This window comes from Flavobacterium sp. W20_MBD1_R3, from assembly GCF_052119725.1.
GTDB lineage: Bacteria > Bacteroidota > Bacteroidia > Flavobacteriales > Flavobacteriaceae > Flavobacterium.
In genome coordinates this window covers 69342-86316 of sequence record NZ_JBGQOR010000004.1, presented here as the reverse complement: position 1 = coordinate 86316, position 16975 = coordinate 69342, and the positions used below count along the sequence as shown (strand labels likewise).

Annotated in this window: 14 protein-coding genes; 5 read left to right on the top strand and 9 right to left on the bottom strand. The window is 36.1% G+C overall.

The window, feature by feature from the left end:
• Positions 1-161 precede the first annotated feature (161 nt).
• The 3 genes from ACEN2F_RS07935 (at position 162) to ACEN2F_RS07925 (ending at position 4286) form a co-directional block, all read left to right on the top strand.
• Positions 162-2492: a glycoside hydrolase family 3 N-terminal domain-containing protein gene (locus ACEN2F_RS07935; protein WP_441737698.1), complete on the top strand. Its 2331-nt coding sequence runs from the start codon at positions 162-164 to the stop codon at positions 2490-2492.
• A 216-nt stretch (positions 2493-2708) separates the two neighbouring features.
• Positions 2709-3833 (top strand): PQQ-dependent sugar dehydrogenase, encoded by a 1125-nt coding sequence (locus ACEN2F_RS07930; RefSeq protein ID WP_441737696.1) that lies wholly within the window; start codon positions 2709-2711, stop codon positions 3831-3833.
• Positions 3834-4286, top strand: coding sequence for a c-type cytochrome (locus ACEN2F_RS07925; protein WP_441737694.1), 453 nt, complete (start codon positions 3834-3836; stop codon positions 4284-4286).
• A gap of 17 nt (positions 4287-4303) precedes the next feature.
• On the opposite strand, the gene ACEN2F_RS07920 is transcribed toward ACEN2F_RS07925, so the two are convergent.
• Positions 4304-6382, bottom strand: a complete 2079-nt coding sequence (locus ACEN2F_RS07920) for a TonB-dependent receptor family protein (RefSeq protein WP_441737692.1) — start codon at positions 6380-6382, stop codon at positions 4304-4306.
• Positions 6383-6722: 340 nt separating this feature from the next.
• On the opposite strand from ACEN2F_RS07920, the gene ACEN2F_RS07915 reads away from it, so the two are divergent.
• Together ACEN2F_RS07915 and ACEN2F_RS07910 are read left to right on the top strand one after the other, a co-directional pair.
• Positions 6723-7751: a hypothetical protein gene (locus ACEN2F_RS07915; RefSeq protein WP_441737691.1), complete on the top strand. Its 1029-nt coding sequence runs from the start codon at positions 6723-6725 to the stop codon at positions 7749-7751.
• Positions 7752-7766: 15 nt separating this feature from the next.
• Positions 7767-8615: a polysaccharide deacetylase family protein gene (locus tag ACEN2F_RS07910; protein ID WP_441737689.1), complete on the top strand. Its 849-nt coding sequence runs from the start codon at positions 7767-7769 to the stop codon at positions 8613-8615.
• A gap of 212 nt (positions 8616-8827) precedes the next feature.
• Here the strand turns inward: ACEN2F_RS07910 and ACEN2F_RS07905 are convergent, their stop codons facing one another.
• The 8 genes from ACEN2F_RS07905 to ACEN2F_RS07870 all read right to left on the bottom strand — a co-directional run bounded on the left by ACEN2F_RS07905 (position 8828) and on the right by ACEN2F_RS07870 (position 16959).
• Positions 8828-10081, bottom strand: coding sequence for a murein hydrolase activator EnvC family protein (locus ACEN2F_RS07905; protein ID WP_441737687.1), 1254 nt, complete (start codon positions 10079-10081; stop codon positions 8828-8830).
• Positions 10082-10104: 23 nt separating this feature from the next.
• Entirely contained in the window at positions 10105-10893 is a 789-nt protein-coding gene (locus ACEN2F_RS07900; protein ID WP_441737685.1) for a DUF4292 domain-containing protein, read from the bottom strand.
• The gene (locus ACEN2F_RS07895; protein WP_441737684.1) at positions 10890-12239 is read right to left on the bottom strand and encodes a tetratricopeptide repeat protein; all 1350 of its coding nucleotides are present in this window, start codon (positions 12237-12239) and stop codon (positions 10890-10892) included. The genes ACEN2F_RS07900 and ACEN2F_RS07895 overlap by 4 nt, the downstream gene beginning before the upstream one ends.
• A gap of 417 nt (positions 12240-12656) precedes the next feature.
• Positions 12657-13667, bottom strand: coding sequence for a sugar phosphate nucleotidyltransferase (locus ACEN2F_RS07890; RefSeq protein WP_441737682.1), 1011 nt, complete (start codon positions 13665-13667; stop codon positions 12657-12659).
• A gap of 171 nt (positions 13668-13838) precedes the next feature.
• The gene (dut, locus tag ACEN2F_RS07885) at positions 13839-14273 is read right to left on the bottom strand and encodes a dUTP diphosphatase (RefSeq protein ID WP_196852479.1); all 435 of its coding nucleotides are present in this window, start codon (positions 14271-14273) and stop codon (positions 13839-13841) included.
• 182 nt (positions 14274-14455) lie between these two features.
• Positions 14456-15922 (bottom strand): lipopolysaccharide biosynthesis protein, encoded by a 1467-nt coding sequence (locus ACEN2F_RS07880; protein ID WP_441737680.1) that lies wholly within the window; start codon positions 15920-15922, stop codon positions 14456-14458.
• A 121-nt stretch (positions 15923-16043) separates the two neighbouring features.
• Positions 16044-16505 carry a hypothetical protein gene (locus tag ACEN2F_RS07875; protein ID WP_441737678.1) on the bottom strand — a complete coding sequence of 154 codons (462 nt, stop codon included), beginning with the start codon at positions 16503-16505 and terminating at the stop codon, positions 16044-16046.
• A 10-nt stretch (positions 16506-16515) separates the two neighbouring features.
• The gene (locus tag ACEN2F_RS07870) at positions 16516-16959 is read right to left on the bottom strand and encodes a GNAT family N-acetyltransferase (protein WP_441737676.1); all 444 of its coding nucleotides are present in this window, start codon (positions 16957-16959) and stop codon (positions 16516-16518) included.
• Positions 16960-16975 lie beyond the last annotated feature (16 nt).

The following is a 16975-nucleotide window of genomic DNA, read 5'->3' as shown; positions in this document are numbered from 1 at the left end:
AAACTGGCAGTATAATTCAATCTTTGAAGGGAAATATTAAACTTGTTTTGACTTCATATTCTAAAACTAAAAAAATATTTTTTTCAATGTGTCGCAACAACACATTTATTTTTTACATTTGGAAGACTATAACAAGCTACTATACTGATAAATAAACCATCATGAAACCAAAAATTCTTCTTCTTCCTTCACTCCTATTAGTAGTTTTCTCCTTGAAGGCGCAAACCAAATGGACCGAAACAATTAAAGACTCTCACACGATTATCCAAAATAAAGGAGGTCAAACATTAGGCTATTCGCCAAAATCAGGAATTAAAATCCTACAAGTTAATGGTTTGGCTTTTAAGGACCTCAACAAGAATGGGAAATTAGATATCTATGAAGATTGGAGAAAGCCCGTAGCAGATCGTGCCAAAGATCTTGCCGCAAAAATGACGGTAGAGCAAATGGCCGGATTAATGTTATATAGCAGGCATCAAGCTATTCCTGCAGCCGAAGCGGGAATGTTTACGGGAACTTACAACGGAAAACCATTTTCAAAAAGTAGTGCAAAATCATCTGATTTGTCTGACCAGCAAAATGCATTTTTAACCAAAGATAATTTACGTCATGTGTTGATGACATCTGTTGAAAGTCCAACGGTTGCCGCAACTTGGAACAACAATATACAAGCAGTAGTCGAAGGCATTGGAATGGGCATCCCTTCTAATAACAGTTCTGACCCAAGAAATGGAGCCAATAAAGATGCCGAATACAATGCAGGTTCAGGAGGAGCTATATCGCAATGGCCCGAAGAATTAGGATTAGCCGCTACATTTGATGCCGCTATCACGGAACAATTTGGCGCTATTGCAGCCAAAGAATACAGAGCTATGGGAATCACCACAGCGCTATCGCCACAAATTGATTTGGCCACAGAACCAAGATGGAATCGTTTTGTGGGTACTTTTGGCGAAGACCCAAAACTGGCAACTGATATGGCAAGAGCCTATGTAGATGGGTTTCAAACATCACCAGAATCGATTGCTGCGTATGAAGGATGGGGAAATAAAAGCGTCAACGCGATGATTAAACACTGGCCAAGTGGAGGCCCAGAAGAAGGAGGTCGAGATGGACATTTTGCGTACGGGAAATTTGCCGTGTATCCGGGAAATAATTTCGAAACCCATTTAAAACCCTTTACCGAAGGCGCTTTTCAATTAAAAGGAGCTACTAAAAAAGCGTCTGCTGTGATGCCGTATTACACGATTTCGTATGGTCAGGACAAAAAATACGGAGAGAATGTGGGTAACGGATTCAGTAAATACATTATTACCGATTTACTAAGAGACCAATATGGGTATGACGGAGTGGTTTGTACCGATTGGTTAATTACTGCCGATGAAGGACCTAAACCTGATGTGTTTTCGGGAAAATCTTGGGGTGTTGAAAAATTAAGTGTAGCCGAAAGACATTATAAAGTCTTAATGGCGGGAGTGGATCAATTTGGTGGAAATAATGACATTAATCCAGTCCTTGAAGCGTATCAAATGGGAATAAAAGAACACGGTGAACCATTTATGCGCAAGCGTTTTGAGCAATCAGCAGTTCGTTTGCTTTTGAATATTTTCAGAGTGGGATTATTCGAAAATGCCTATTTAGATCCTAACGAGACCAAAGCTATTGTGGGAAAAGCGGAGTTTATGAAAGCAGGATACGATGCGCAGTTGAAGTCGGTTGTGCTGATTAAAAACCAAAATAAAACCTTGCCAATCGCAAAAGGAAAAACGGTGTATATCCCGAAAAGAGTTACTCCGGCAGGAATCAACTTTTTTGGTCAGCCATCTCCTGAAAAAATTGAATATCCGGTCAATTTAGAATTGATTAAAAAATATTATACCGTAACGGAAGATCCCAATAAAGCGGATTTTGCCATAGTATTTATCAAAAGTCCAATCAGTGGCGGATACAGCAGAGCCGACAGAGAAGCCGGCGGAAATGGATATGTGCCCATTAGTTTGCAATTAAATGACTATACCGCAGTCTATGCCAGAGCGCAAAGTATTGCTGCCGGAGATCCTCTAATTGACCCAACGATCACCAACCGTTCGTATTTGAACAAAACGTCAAAGTCAAATTCGTATCCAGATTTAAAAACTATTCTGGAAACCAAGAAAGCTATGAAAGGAAAGCCAATATTGGTCTCTGTGAATATTTCTAATCCAATGGTTTTTGGAGAATTTGAAAAAGAAGTCGATGCTATTTTGGGAGAATTTGGCGTTCAAATAGAAGCATTACTCGATATTGTTTCGGGCAAAACAGAACCTTCCGGATTGTTACCTTTGCAAATGCCAATAAACATGACGACAGTCGAAAAACAATTAGAAGACGTTCCTCATGACATGATTCCGTATACAGATGCTAACGGAAATGCATATGATTTTGGTTTTGGCTTGAACTGGAAAGGGGTAATCAAAGACGCTAGAACTGCAAAATACAGCGTTAAGAAGTGATTTTTTTATTCAATATCAAAACTAACCACCTAAAAAATAGATGGTTAGTTCTGATATTTTCAAAATTTTGAACTGAATTATTGCTACAAAGTCAGAACTATACTAACTCACTTTTGTTAATTCTAAGCAAATTTAGAGGCTTATTAGTCTTTTTAAATCCTTGTTTACTACCTTTAAAAAAGAAATTTGTTTTAAAAAGGCCTAAAACCCAAACTTATGAAAAAAATTACATTAGTTTCTCTTTCAATTATATCCTTCCTTTCTTTCAGCTGTGATGCGCAGGTAAAGTCCAATGACATCCCTATTAAAGACGAAGTGAAAAACTACACACTCGAAACCGTGGTTTCAGATATTGCTATTCCTTGGGGCATGACTTGGTTGCCAGACGGCAGCATGCTAGTTACCGAAAAAAGCGGTGTATTATACCAAATCAAAAATGGAACAAAAACAGAAATTAAAAATGTTCCCCAAGTATACATTCGCGGACAAGGCGGGTTGTTAGACATTGCTTTACACCCTAACTATGCTCAAAACGGATGGATCTATATGACCTTCGCTTCAGATGAAGGCGAAGAAACGGGCGGTCATACAAAACTCATTCGAGCAAAATTATTAGATGGGAGTCTGACACAAATAGAATCACTTTACAAAGCCAGTCCAAACACTACAAAAGGACAGCATTTTGGTTCCCGAATTGTATTTGACAACGACGGCTATTTGTATTTCTCTGTTGGTGAACGTGGGGAACATTTTGTAAATCCACAAGACATTACGCGCGATGGCGGTAAGATATACCGATTAAATGATGATGGAACCATTCCTAAAGACAATCCGTTTGTCGGCCAGTCCGGAGCCAAAGAAGCTATTTATACCTATGGAAATCGCAATCCGCAAGGAATGGCAAAAAATCCAGTAACAGGGGAAATATGGGCTCATGAACACGGACCAAAAGGTGGTGATGAAATCAATATCATAAAAAAAGGAGTCAATTACGGATGGCCAGTCGTTACTTATGGCATCGATTATGACGGAACAACCATCAGCAAAGAAAATGAAAAACCAGGCATTGAAAAACCTATCTATTATTGGTTGCCGTCCATCGCGCCAAGCGGAATGACTTTTGTAACCAGTGATAAATATCCAGACTGGAAAGGCCATTTACTAGTTGGTTCTTTGAAATTCCAATATCTTGAATTACTAAAGTTGAAAGGCAAAGAAGTTATTGGCAGACAAAAAATAGCAACCGATATTGGTCGTTTGCGTAATGTGGCACAAGGTCCAGACGGCTATATTTATATGGGCGTAGAAGGAAAAGGAATTATTAAAATTATACCGAATTAAATGATGTTAACAACGAAATTATTTTTAGGATTTGGAATATTTGTATTGGGAAGCTTCTCTTTCGAAAACCCATTTTCCCCAGACAACTATATCGACTTCAATAAAGAAACAACTGGTGTTTCAAAAATTCAGTCACCCGGAAAAGAAATTTATGCTGATTTTTGCATGTCATGTCATGGTGTAAATGGCAAAGGAGACACTAAGAACTTCCCTCCTCTTGACGGTTCTGACTGGCTGAAAACCAAGCGGAATCAAAGTATTGCTGCGGTAAAATTTGGACAAAGTGGCGAAATTATTGTCAATAAAATTAAGTACAACGGCAACATGCCTGCTATGGGACTTACGGATCAAGAAGTTGCTGATGTGATGAATTACATCATGACTTCCTGGAGCAATAAACAAACTAAAGTCGTTACCGAGAAAGAAGTCGCAGCGATTAAAAAAATAAAATAAGGACTTAAGTTTAGTATCTAAAAAACATACGCTACCGAAAAACCACCGTAAAAATTGACGGGATTTCCAGGATAAAAATAACGTGGCGCAGCATTTCCAAAACCAACTGCGTTAGGTAAAATATTAGCCGCATATTTAGTATCCAAAGCATTATTGACTCCAGCATTAAGCTCTGTTTTCAGGATTTTAAAAATGGTGAAAACATAGGTCGTTTTAATATCAAGCAACGAATACCGCGCACTGTATTTTGTATTGGAATCGTTTAACGGAATTTCACCCATCGTTCGGAAAGAAGTGTTGACACTAAACCCATTATTTGTGTTTAAATCTACTCCAAAATTGAATTGTTTTTCGGGAACGCCAGTCAATTGGTTTCCCGAATAATCAGCATCACCATCCAAGAATTCTTTGAATTTAAAGTTATTCACCGCTGCTGAAAAATAAGGTGTGATTTGAAAATGATTTAGTTCCAAAAGTTTGTAATTAACCAAGAATTCCAATCCCGTATGCGAGCTACTGCCTGCATTAATCCCTACAAATTGGTCATTGGCAGTACGTCGTGCCACCAATAAATTTTCAATTTGTGTGGTATAAAACGTTACTTCGCTATATACTTTGTTTTTAAGCCAGTTCCCTTTGAAACCCAATTCATAATTCCATCCTATTTCTGGTTTCAAATCAGTGTTTATTTGACCTTCGGGAGTCAACGTTTCAGCAACTGAAGGAACCGAAAATCCTTTGCTAATTGAGGTGAATATGTTTTTTCCTTTACTTACCTTATACGACAAACCAACTCTTGGCGACCACACATTTCCAAAAGTAAAGGGCATTTTTTGACCGCCGGAACTATTTTCGAGAACATCTTCTAATGAATATTTAGTTGTGTTTAGTGCCACACCGGTTTCCAGATGCAGTTTTTCTGAAATCCACAGTTCCATTTGTAAAAAGTAGTTGGTGTAATTCCTATTTTGTTTGATGGCGCTAAACTCTGCACCTTGAATACTTCCTTGACCCGGTTGCGACTGGTATAAGTTCTCAAAAAGAGAATACTGATATTTTTCGGTTAATAATTCGGTGCCAAAACTCAACTCAAAGGGCAAGGAGAACAATTGATCTTTATAGTTCACATTGGAACGAAAGCCTAGCGAACTTATTTCTTCGTCTAATATATCAAACGGTCTGGGTTCGTAGGCCTCTTTAAAATTAGAAAAAATACTAGTTTGAATAGACCATTTTTGAGAAAACTGATGCTCGTACCCCAATCCAAGCATAAATTTATCATAAGACTCAAAACCTTGTGCGGCTGCCCATGTAGCGGCTGCTTTTTCCGGATTATTTCTTAAATCAGTCTCATTAACAGAGCTTGGAATAAAAGCTTTCAATCGGGTGAACGTTCCTAAAAATGATAAACTACCTTTGGAATTAACTTTTTGTTTGCCGTGCAGGTTGAATGATTTTCTATTATAAGAACTATTTTCCCTAAATCCGTCACTTTGTAAATCCGTAAAACTTGTGAAAACATTCGTTTTAGAATCGCTGTAACCTGCCGAAAGTCGGTTTTGTAACAACCCAAAACTTCCAAAAGTGACTGTTGACTTCCCAAACGATTCCAGTAATGGAGTTTCTCTTGAAAACAACTGAATCACACCGCCCAAACCGGATCCAAAACTAGTGGAATTTGGTCCTTTTATGATTTCTATTTTTTCGATGGAAGCCAAATCAATATCGTCAATCGTTGTTTCTCCTTCACCAGAAGTTAATGGAATACCGTCAAAATAGGCTTTTATTTTATTAGTTCCATATTGAGATCGGGCGCCAATACCACGAATCGTAATCCTGTTGGTATTCAAAGCACCTTGTTGCATGGTAACCCCCGGAATTTTATTTAAAACCGGAGTTAGTATAATTCCGTCACTTCTATTAATGTCGGCAGCAGTAATCACTGACACAGAAGAAGCTGTATTTTGAAGTACATTTTTGATTGGCGAACCTTTCAAAGTGATTTCTGAAAGGGCTATTGTATCTTTTTTTATTTGGCCAAAAACAGTCGAGATAGTACATAAAAAAAGGAAGAAAGAAAGGCGATTTTTGAACAATTTTTAGATATTTAGTGGTATTAAAAACTTTGATAAAGTTAGTATTTTCTTTCTGTTTCCAAAATCATTTCTGAACAAAGAACGAATTTATAAAAAGGCTGTTTTTACCAGTAAAGATGAAATTTAAATTCTGTTCCTTGCTGTTTTGAATTCGATTTATGCAAATGATAAAAATTACATAAAGGTCTTATTAAACCGTAAATTATATAAAAAATAGCGTTTGGAAAGACTACTTTAGGGGAAAAGGCGTTCTTTAAAAAACATATCTTTGTAATTAACACCAAAAAATAATTATCTTTAAACGAAGACATTCATTTTAAATAAAAAATAATACCGACCTATGAAAAAATCAACAATTGCATATATCACAATTCCTTTATTAGTGTTAAGTACCATTGCCTGCAATCGCAGCAAAGCAGCTGATTCTGATAAGGAAATAGAGAAAACAGCCATCGTAAAAGTAGATTCGGTAGAGAAAAAAACAGTTCTTACCATTGACACGCTAGATTTTAATAAAAGAATGATTGCCTTAAGTAATAATGACACTACTGGAAGATGGCCCGTTAAAGCACCCTATCCTTTGCCGGGCGCTCTATTGCCGTATAATAGAATCATTGCCTATTACGGTAACTTATATTCTACGCGAATGGGAATCTTGGGTGAAATTCCCCGAAAACAAATGTTGGCGAAATTACAAGGCGAAGTTGCCAAATGGCAGGCTGCTGATTCTACTGTCAAAGCAATTCCGGCTTTGCATTACATTGCAGTTACGGCTCAAGGCGCGCCGGGAAAAAATAATATGTATCGTATGCGAATGCCTTTTAAACAAATAGACACCATAATAAGTTGGGCAAAACCCATTAATGCGTTGGTGTTTTTAGACATTCAGGTGGGTCACAGTACGGTTAAAGCCGAAGTAGCAGAACTAGAACAATACCTTTCTATGCCAAATGTACACCTAGGAATTGACCCTGAATTCTCGATGAAAAACGGAGAACGTCCAGGCTCTAAGATTGGACATTTTACGGCCGCAGACATCAATGATGCGATTGACATATTGGCCAAGATTGTACGCAAAAATAAATTGACCCCAAAAGTGCTGGTAATACACCGTTTTACGCAAGGAATGGTAAAAAATTATAAAGAAATCAAAACCGTTCCCGAAGTTCAAATCGTTATGGATATGGATGGCTTTGGAAGTCAAGTATTAAAAAAAGATTCTTACATCAGTTATATTTACAGAGAGCCTGTACAATTCACAGGTTTTAAATTGTTTTACAAAAATGATAATAAAAACAACTGGAAAATTTACACTCCAGAACAATTAGTAAAATTCACACCAAAACCAATTTATATTCAGTACCAATAATTTACTATTTGATTTATGAAGAATATTCTTTATTCCGTTTCTATTGGTTTTTTTTTATTAGTTGGATGCCAATCAGAATCTCGTAAAATAATCCCAGAAGCTCCGATTGTTATTGCTCCTGCAAAAATTATTGTCCCAAAAAAAGTAGCAGCTGATGCGACGACCATTCTTTCAAAAAAAGAAGTTCCCATTTTATGTTATCATAATATCAGAGATTTTAGCGCCAGCGCGAGCGGAAATATGAAAGTATACACCGTAAAACCAGATGCTTTTGCAGAACAAATGAAAGCCTTAGCGGCTGCAGGATACGAAACCATATTGCCGGAACAACTACACAATTATTTAGTTTTTGATGGTCCGTTACCCGCAAAACCAATACTAATTTCCTTTGATGATACACGGGAAGAACAATTTCGCATTGGCGCGGCCGAAATGAAAAAATACGGTTTCAAAGGAGTGTTTTTTATTATGACTGTGTCCATAAACCGTCCCGGATATATGACTAAAGAGCAAATCAAAAGCTTAGCTGATAACGGGCATGTTATAGGCGCACATACTTGGGATCACCACATGGTTACAAAATATACTGGTGACGATTGGAATACGCAATTGGTAAAACCAAAAGCAAAACTGGAGGAAATCATAGGAAAACCCGTAACCGATTTTGCGTATCCGTTTGGATTATGGAATACTGCAGCTATTCCTGAAATTAAGAAAAGTGGTTATGAAATGGCTTATATATTATCTACCAAAAGAGATTCTGTTGATCCATTATACACTATCAGACGAATTATAGTTTCAGGAACTTGGTCTACTGAAGGAATGATGAAAGCGGTAAATTCATCCTTTAATAAAACGGAATAGTTTATCTACAAATTCTGAATTTTGTATTTGTGGAGCTAATTTACACCAACCTATCAAAATACTAATTAAGAATACAACCACTGAAAAGGTTCCTTATAAAACCCGTAATTATTAGATTCCAAGAGTTTCTTAACTAAAATCATAGTCACAAAAAAAAGCACTATCATATTCCTAAGAATATAATAGTGCTTTTTTTATGTAAACAATTGTTTTTATCTTGGTGACAACCAGCTTGAAGGGTTATTATACGTCGTATTTTGCAGGATTAGGAATTTGATTATTGTTTTTCCTGTCTCACCGTTAGTTCTTACTTTTCCAAGGCTTTGCTTGATACTTACCTTATCTCCTTTGCTCACACTCACGGAACTTAAATTTTGATACACCGTGAAAAAATCTCCGTGTTGAATCATAACCGCTTTATTTACGGGTGATAAAACCATAACGCTAGTGACTTCTCCGCCAAAAACGGCTCTCGCACTTGCGCCTTGATCTGTCGTGATTTCAACGCCGCTATTGTGTACGGTTATCGTATTGAACAAAGGATGTGCTTGGTTTCCATATCCTAATGAAACATACCCTTTTTCAACCGGATAAGGCAGCCTTCCTCTGTTAGCTCTAAAATTATCTGCAATAATTTTGGCTTCTGGAGTTAACTCAATTTTAGAGGATGACACCGCAGCTCTAGAAACTGGAGCGCTTGGATTAGCTTTTGCTTTTTCTAAGGCCGCTTTCCTATTGGCTGCAGCAATAGCCTCTCGGATCAGTTTGTTAATTTGTCTGTCAATTTTTTTATACTCTTGTTGATTTTTTCTGATTTCTTGTGAAATCTTACTTTTATCTTTTTTAATAACACTCACTAACTTCAACTGCTCTTTTTTCTCTTTTTCAAGTGACAACCGTTCCTTTTCATTTTCAGCAATTAGTTTTTGTTTTTCCTTTTTCTGCATACTCAATTTATCGTTGTAGTCCAATAACTGAGTAGACTTAGATTTAATCTCTTCACCTTGCGTTTTTCTAAAGCTCGTGTACTGCTTCATGTATTGCGCTCTTTTGTATGCCTGCAAAAAGTTTTCGGACGACAATAAAAACATAGCTCGACTCTCTGATGAACGGCTTTTATATGATTTTAAAATCATTTCCGAATAATCTTCCTTAAGCTCAATTAATTCTTTCTTAAGCTTATTAATTTGAACCTGATTAATATACATGTCATTGTTAAGCAACTTGGTTTGCTTTTCAGTGGTATTTATTAATTTTTCTTTAAGCTTAATTTTAGTGCTTTGAATAATCACCACATTAAGAGCTGATTTCTCTTTTTTCTTTACGTTTCGCAGTAATCTTTCGTTTTCTCGAATTTCTTTTTGAATTTGGGCTTTACGTTCTTCTAATTTTTCTTGTTGAGATTCTTGACTCCATAATAATGAAGTGGTACAAATTAAAATTAGGCTTAGGAGAAATTTTGGCATATCGAAAAAATATTTTTGCTAATTTACTTAATTATAATTCTTTTGTACCCATTTGGCACACTATAAGGAAAAGAAAGTTCTTCATTGAACGTTACCGTATTGTAATCTAAATTGATTTCTGTATTTCCTTTCTTCTGAAACGTATTGATTAAAACACTTGTAGGCAATGTTGCCTCGTTGTATACTTTGTTGTCTGCATATGCGACTTTGATCATTCGCTCTTCGGCAGTTTGCGTGATTTCTTGCTTTTGAACTAAAAATTTATCGGCATCCAAAAAGAATGATTTTTTCGTGTTTTTGTTCGATGTATCATCTAATCGATACGTTTGTTCTAATAATGTTTGTAAATATTTCCCTTTAGTCAAATCATCAATGGCCTGACCTAACAACATGTTCTGGATTTTATTGTAATCTAAATCCGTTCCCAACCATTGGCTTAAACTACTGAAATCACCTTCAAAATAGTTCCCATTTATTTTTTCGTAATAGCTCACTGTACTTGGGGTGATTAATGCTTTTGCCATCGTAATTCCAAGAAAACGAATGCTTACCAAAATTTGTTCGTCTTTCTTGATTTTAATTTCAGCAGTAACATTTTGTGTTTGTTTGTCATCCGCATAACGGGCGCTAGATTTAATATATAATGTAGAAAATTCGTTTTTATTGTTGTAATGATTTTCTATTATTTTTTTGGCCGACATTTGTTCTGCTGCTGCAACTGGCTCATTACTGGCTGCAATAGCAATGGCTTTCGATTTACAAGACACCATAAAAACAGTAAGTAGTACTAGTATTGAAATTTTTTTGATCATTTTTTTTCTTTTAATAATTGATTGGCTTTAGCAAAAAACAAGTCTTTTTTCTTGAAATCTCCCAAACCATTATATGCTTCTCCAAGTTGGATATTGAAATTGATTTCCAACTCTTTATTCTCCACTACATAATCCATGCCCATTTCTAAAAAATCCTTCGCTTTTTTAAATTGTTGCAGCTGATTGTTAGCTAAACCTGCATAATAATAAAATTGAGGCTGGGTTGGAAAAGTCTCGACCAGTGCCAACGATTTTTTAGCGACTGCATCAAATTGTTTCATCTCTGTATGCGCTTGAAGCAAAAGTAAATTCGTTTCTACAGTATCGCCTAATCCCTTGCTTGCCGCTTTTTCATAATACACAATGGCTTTGTCCCATTGTTTCTTTACCTGATAAAACTTCCCTATTTCTTTGGCTACATCTACGGAAGTATCCTTGCCGAAATAACTGACAGCCCTCTCTAAATCAGTAGAATACTGCGCGTTCTTATCGGTAAAGATCAGAAACTCATTCAAAATTCGGTGTTTAATCTTCGAATCTATTTTGGCACTGGCCAAAACAATATTCATTGCTTTGATCGCTTTTGGTGCGTCATTTGCATCCAGATAATTTTTGAATAAACTGACTTGCGCCCACTCCGAATCTGGAATTGCTTTTTCTAGTTTTTGAACTGTTTCAAAAGCTTTTGTTTCTTCATTATTTTTAGAATACAAAAAGATCAAACTGATATAATTGAACTCATCCTGCGGATTTTTAGCAATCAGATCTTCCAAATTAGTAATCTCCATATTCTGAAATTTACCTACGGATAAAATCTGGCTTTTGTACAATTCCCTACGGTCTGTTTTTCCATAGGTTTCATTGAGTTCCTGAATCAGCGCCAACGCTTTTTCATACTGATTGGTCCCCATATAGAGTGAGGTCAAATCTTCTTTGTATTTGGGATCAAATTCAATCAACTTATTGATGACGGTAATTCCCTGAGTGAAATTTTTAGTTTCGTAACTCACATCATACATTCCTATCCAGAACCATTTGTTTTCAGGATCAATCTTGGTCGCGTTTTCAAAGTAATTATAGGCGCTTTTATACTCTTTTAGTGCTAAATAATTCTTTCCCAATTCATAATATACGGTGGCATCATTGGGTTTAATTTTATTGGCTTTATCCAAAGCTACTATTGCTTTATCATAATTCTCAATCCCTTTTTGCAACAACGATTCATAAAAAAGTTCCTGAAACTGATCTATATCGAGCTTGATTTCCTCGGGTTCCGTTTGTGCCCACAGCAAAGCCGAATTGCATTGCAAAACGAGAAATAAAATTATGAAAGCGCTTTTTTTCATGCTGTATTTTTAATCCTGAATCTTTATCATATAATACCACTTAACATTACAAATAATAACATTTCGTCGCATACTTGTTTAAACATATAAGTCATATAAGTTTTGAATTAATTCAAGTAAAACCAATAGTTCATTTAAGCGAAGCCACATAGCCTTACAAGACTCGTATGTTTAAAATTAAATACTTTTATTTTTGATTATAGCATTAAAGTAGTTGGACCTATTTAATGTCATACTAAAAAATGAGTGAAATACTATTTAATATATAAGTCATATAAGAATTAAACCTTAAATGACCTTATGATTGTTTACGTTACATAAGGCTAACACAATTGAAACTTAAACTTACATGACTTATATGGTAAAAAAATGCAACATTGTTTTATTCTTATTGCTTAGTGCATTGATTGAACCCTTTTACTCCAATACCGAATAATCTCCAATACTAATGCTGGTAAAATTCCCATCAAAACTCGCATGATTTCCGATCATTGCATTGTCCAAAGTTGCATTTTTGATATGAGAATGGGTTTGTACCAAACTGTTTTTTATCGTACTGTTTGAAACATGGCATCCATCGCCCAAAGATACATTTGGACCAACAGTTGCATTAATTAATACTACATCTTTACCGATATAACAAGGCGGAATAATCGTCGAATTCTCTAATTTGACATCAAAATCGACTAAATGTGCGCCATCATTATGCAAGAATCCTAACATTCTGGAATTAGTTTCCACAGTTACATTCTTGTTACCGCAATCCATCCATTCGTCTACTTTACCGGGAACGAAAGTCATGCCTTTGGCCATCATTTGTTTGATTCCGTCATTTATCTGGTATTCGCCACCATGGATAATGTTGTTGTCTAATACTAATTGCAGTTCGTTTTTCAACACGGCCACATCTTTAAAATAGTAGATTCCAATTACGGCAAGGTCAGAAACAAAAGTTGCTGGTTTCTCTACTAATTCTACTATTTCATTCGCTTCATTCAGTTTTACAACACCAAAAGCTTCTGGTTCGTCTACTTGTTTTACCCAAATTACACTATCCGCATTTTTATCTAAATCGAAATCGGCCCGGATTAATGTATCCGCGTAGGCAATAACTGCGGGTCCACTCAAAGAATCTTTGGCACACATAATGGCGTGACCGGTTCCTAAAGCCTCGTTTTGGTAATAAATAGTGCCTTTGGCGCCTAATTTTTGTGCGATAGCAAGTAGTTCTTCTTCTACTTTTTTGCCAAATGTTTCATGAATAATAAAAGCTACTTCTTCGATATCTTGATTCAACACGCCGGCAATATCTTCGACGAGACGATGCACGATTGGTTTTCCTGCAACAGGAATTAAAGGTTTAGGAATGGTTAATGTATGTGGGCGAAGGCGTGATCCACGACCGGCCATTGGAACAATTATTTTCATGTTTTTATTTTTAACCGCAAAGTTCACGAAGGGATTCGCAAAGTTCACGAAGGTTTTTATTGTTATTTGGCCAAAGATTTAACGGATTAAACCGATTTTCACTTCTTTGTATTTAAAATATCTTATTTAATCGATTTTCAAAACTGTTAACTGCGACTGAACACTGAATACTTATTTGACTCCAGTACTTCCAAAACCACCTTCACCTCTAGAGGTTTCTGTCAGTTCCTGTACTTCGATCCACTCCGCACGTTCGTGTTTTGCGATGATGAGTTGGGCAATGCGTTCTCCGTTTTGGATCACGAAATCTTCATTGGATAAATTTACTAAAATAACTCCAATTTCGCCACGATAATCGGCATCTACTGTTCCGGGAGCATTTAGGACCGTAATTCCGTTTTTGGCAGCCAGACCGCTTCTTGGACGCACTTGCGCTTCGTAACCTATAGGTAATTCTATAAAAAGACCTGTTTTTACGATAGCTCTTCCCAATGGTTTTAGTGTTATGGATTCCGATAAGTTGGCACGTAAGTCCATTCCTGCCGAGGCTATGGTTTCATAGTTGGGCAAGGCATGCTGTGATTTGTTGATTATGTTTATTGTCATTGTTTTTTTATTTTGATGTGCTGTAGGGACAAGTCGCGACTTGTCCCTACTTGTCCGTATGTGTTCTTTTGTATTGTTTTCGATTTTTTTTTAGCCCTGATTGAAGCGGCATCCTTTTCTTTTTTTCTTTAAAAAAGAAAAGATACAGCAAAAAGCAGGAAATAGCTCCTAAAAACCAAATTCTAATTCTTTTTTCGGTTCAACATTTTGATTAATAATTCTTTTTCATTGTAGTATATAAAATACATAAACACCAGTAATAACGTGATTCCTACGTAATAATTCTCTCTGAAACCGTAAAAGGAAACTGCCGAAAATCCTACTGAAATCAATAGGTACATGCCAATTTTGTTGATATCATACGGTATAGGATAATATTTATTTCCAAAATAATAGGAAATGGTCATCATGCTTCCGTACGCCGCAATAGTAGCAATTGCCGACCCATAATAACTCATTGTTGGGATCAGTAGGCAATTTAACACCAATGTAATTATGGCTCCCACGATGGAGATATAGGCGCCAATATGGGTTTTGTCTATTAGTTTGTACCAAACCGAAAGATTGGTATAAATCCCTAAGAAAAAATTGGCCAGAATAATCAGCGGTACTACTTTCATGGCTTCCCAATAGGACTCATCCCGAATCATAATGACTTTTAATACATCTGCAAAAACGATCACCGACAATAATATAAAAGACCCAAAAATGACAAAATATTTGGTAATAGTCGCATACGTTTGCGGCGCATCCTCACTATCAGCATGGCTAAAAAAGAAAGGTTCAATTCCTAACGTATAGGCTGTACGGTACAAAACCATGAACAAACCAAGCTTGTAACAAGCGGAATATACCCCTACTTCGGCAGCGGCAATATCCGGTGGCAATAAATAGCCCAGTAAAATTTTGTCGAATTGTTCATTAATGGCAAATGCGATTCCGGCCACCATAATGGGCATACCATATTGCATCATGCGTTTCCAAAGCGAATAATCAAACTGCCATTTGAGTTTGAAATAATTGGGGGACAGCAGTATAAATGTAAGCAAGCTGGCAACGATATTGGACACAAAAATATAACCTATTTGAAAATCTTCTAGGTATAAAGAGCGTAAAATACTGTCAGGATTTGATGCTGCAATTGCAGGTAAATAACTCAAAAAGAAAAGGTTCAGAAACAAATTGACGGCTACATTTCCTATTTTGATTATGGCGTATTTTATGGGTTGCTGATTGACTCTTAATTTAGAGAATGGAACAATCACCAAGGCATCAAGCACTAAAATCCAAATGGTGTAGCTGATGTACTGTTGGTCTATTCCGGACCAAAGAGACAGCGTGTTTCGGAACACTAACGCTATAAAGAGAAACGTTATGGACGTCCAAAAAATTGAAATCGAGGTGGTTTCTACAACTGAATCCTTGTTGGTTTCTTTGTTGTAGAATCTAAAAAAAGCGGTTTCCATTCCGTACGCAAGAATCACGTTAAAAAAAATCATAGCAGCAAAAATGATAGAAACCTTTCCGTATGCTGCTTTTGGGAGTAAATCAGTGTATAAGGGCACCAATAAGAAACTGAACATGCGCGGCACAACTGTTGCTAATCCGTAAATGGCGGTCTGTTTAAAAAGGTTTTTATATAATCCCAAAATGGTGTGTCAATTAAAATTAAGGAAACAAAAATAACTAATTCTTTGGTTTAAACCGATGAAGTGAATGTTTGTTTTGAAGCAGATCCATCAGTAACGAAAGCCTTCAATTTGCAAAAGATTATCGCAAGGGTCTTTCTAGGACATTCGATATTTTATAAAAAAGGGTTTTACTCTCTTTCGTATATTCCAAAATTGCTTCATTGCGTTGTAAATCAAACTTAGATTTTTGAATGACCGGCGCTTTATTGCCGTATTCCTTGCTAGGATTACTATCCATAATCAAATCTTCTTTTGTATTGTCTTGAGAAAAATGTGCTACAAAAGTATTTTTAGCGATTTCTTTTACCACAGATTCTTGATTGTGAAAGTAGATTTTTTCCAGTTTTATATTTGCTGACAGCGGATTTTTGAATTCGATATAAAAATTGATTCCGCTGCTCTCCGTACCTTTTTTGACTTTTTGGTAGAATACTGATTGTATTTCTTGAGGAAATTCCGTTTGAAGTTCTTGTTTCATGGCACAAAAAGTAAGGCTAATAGCGATAATCATTGAGAAAAAAATTATTATATATCTTTTCATAATTCTACATTTAGCTTAATCCTTCTTCGTTTAAAATCTTAAGAAAATGAAATCCTTTTGGGATATACCCTTGATTGTAATAAAAGCGATGCGCAGTATAGTTTCCTGTAAAAGCATCTAAAACGATCATGGTACAGCCGAGTTCTTTTGCTTTAGCATCAACATAATCCGTCAACATTTTGCCAATTCCTTTTTTACGGTGATCAGGGTGAACGATAAAATTATCAATTTCGAGGTACTTGCCTGACCAAAGCTTGGTTCCAGACCACAAACCTGAAAGTCCTACACAAACATCCCCTTCAAAAACGGCTACTTGTTTGTAATTATGGGGAATCATTTCCGATAAATACGAATCATACTTTTCTAAACTGAAATTGGTATATAAATGTAGCATAACTTCATATTGAGCCAGCATTTCCTGTTTAGTGGTCAGTTCTCTAAGTTCTAATTTCATTCTTCGTGGAATTATT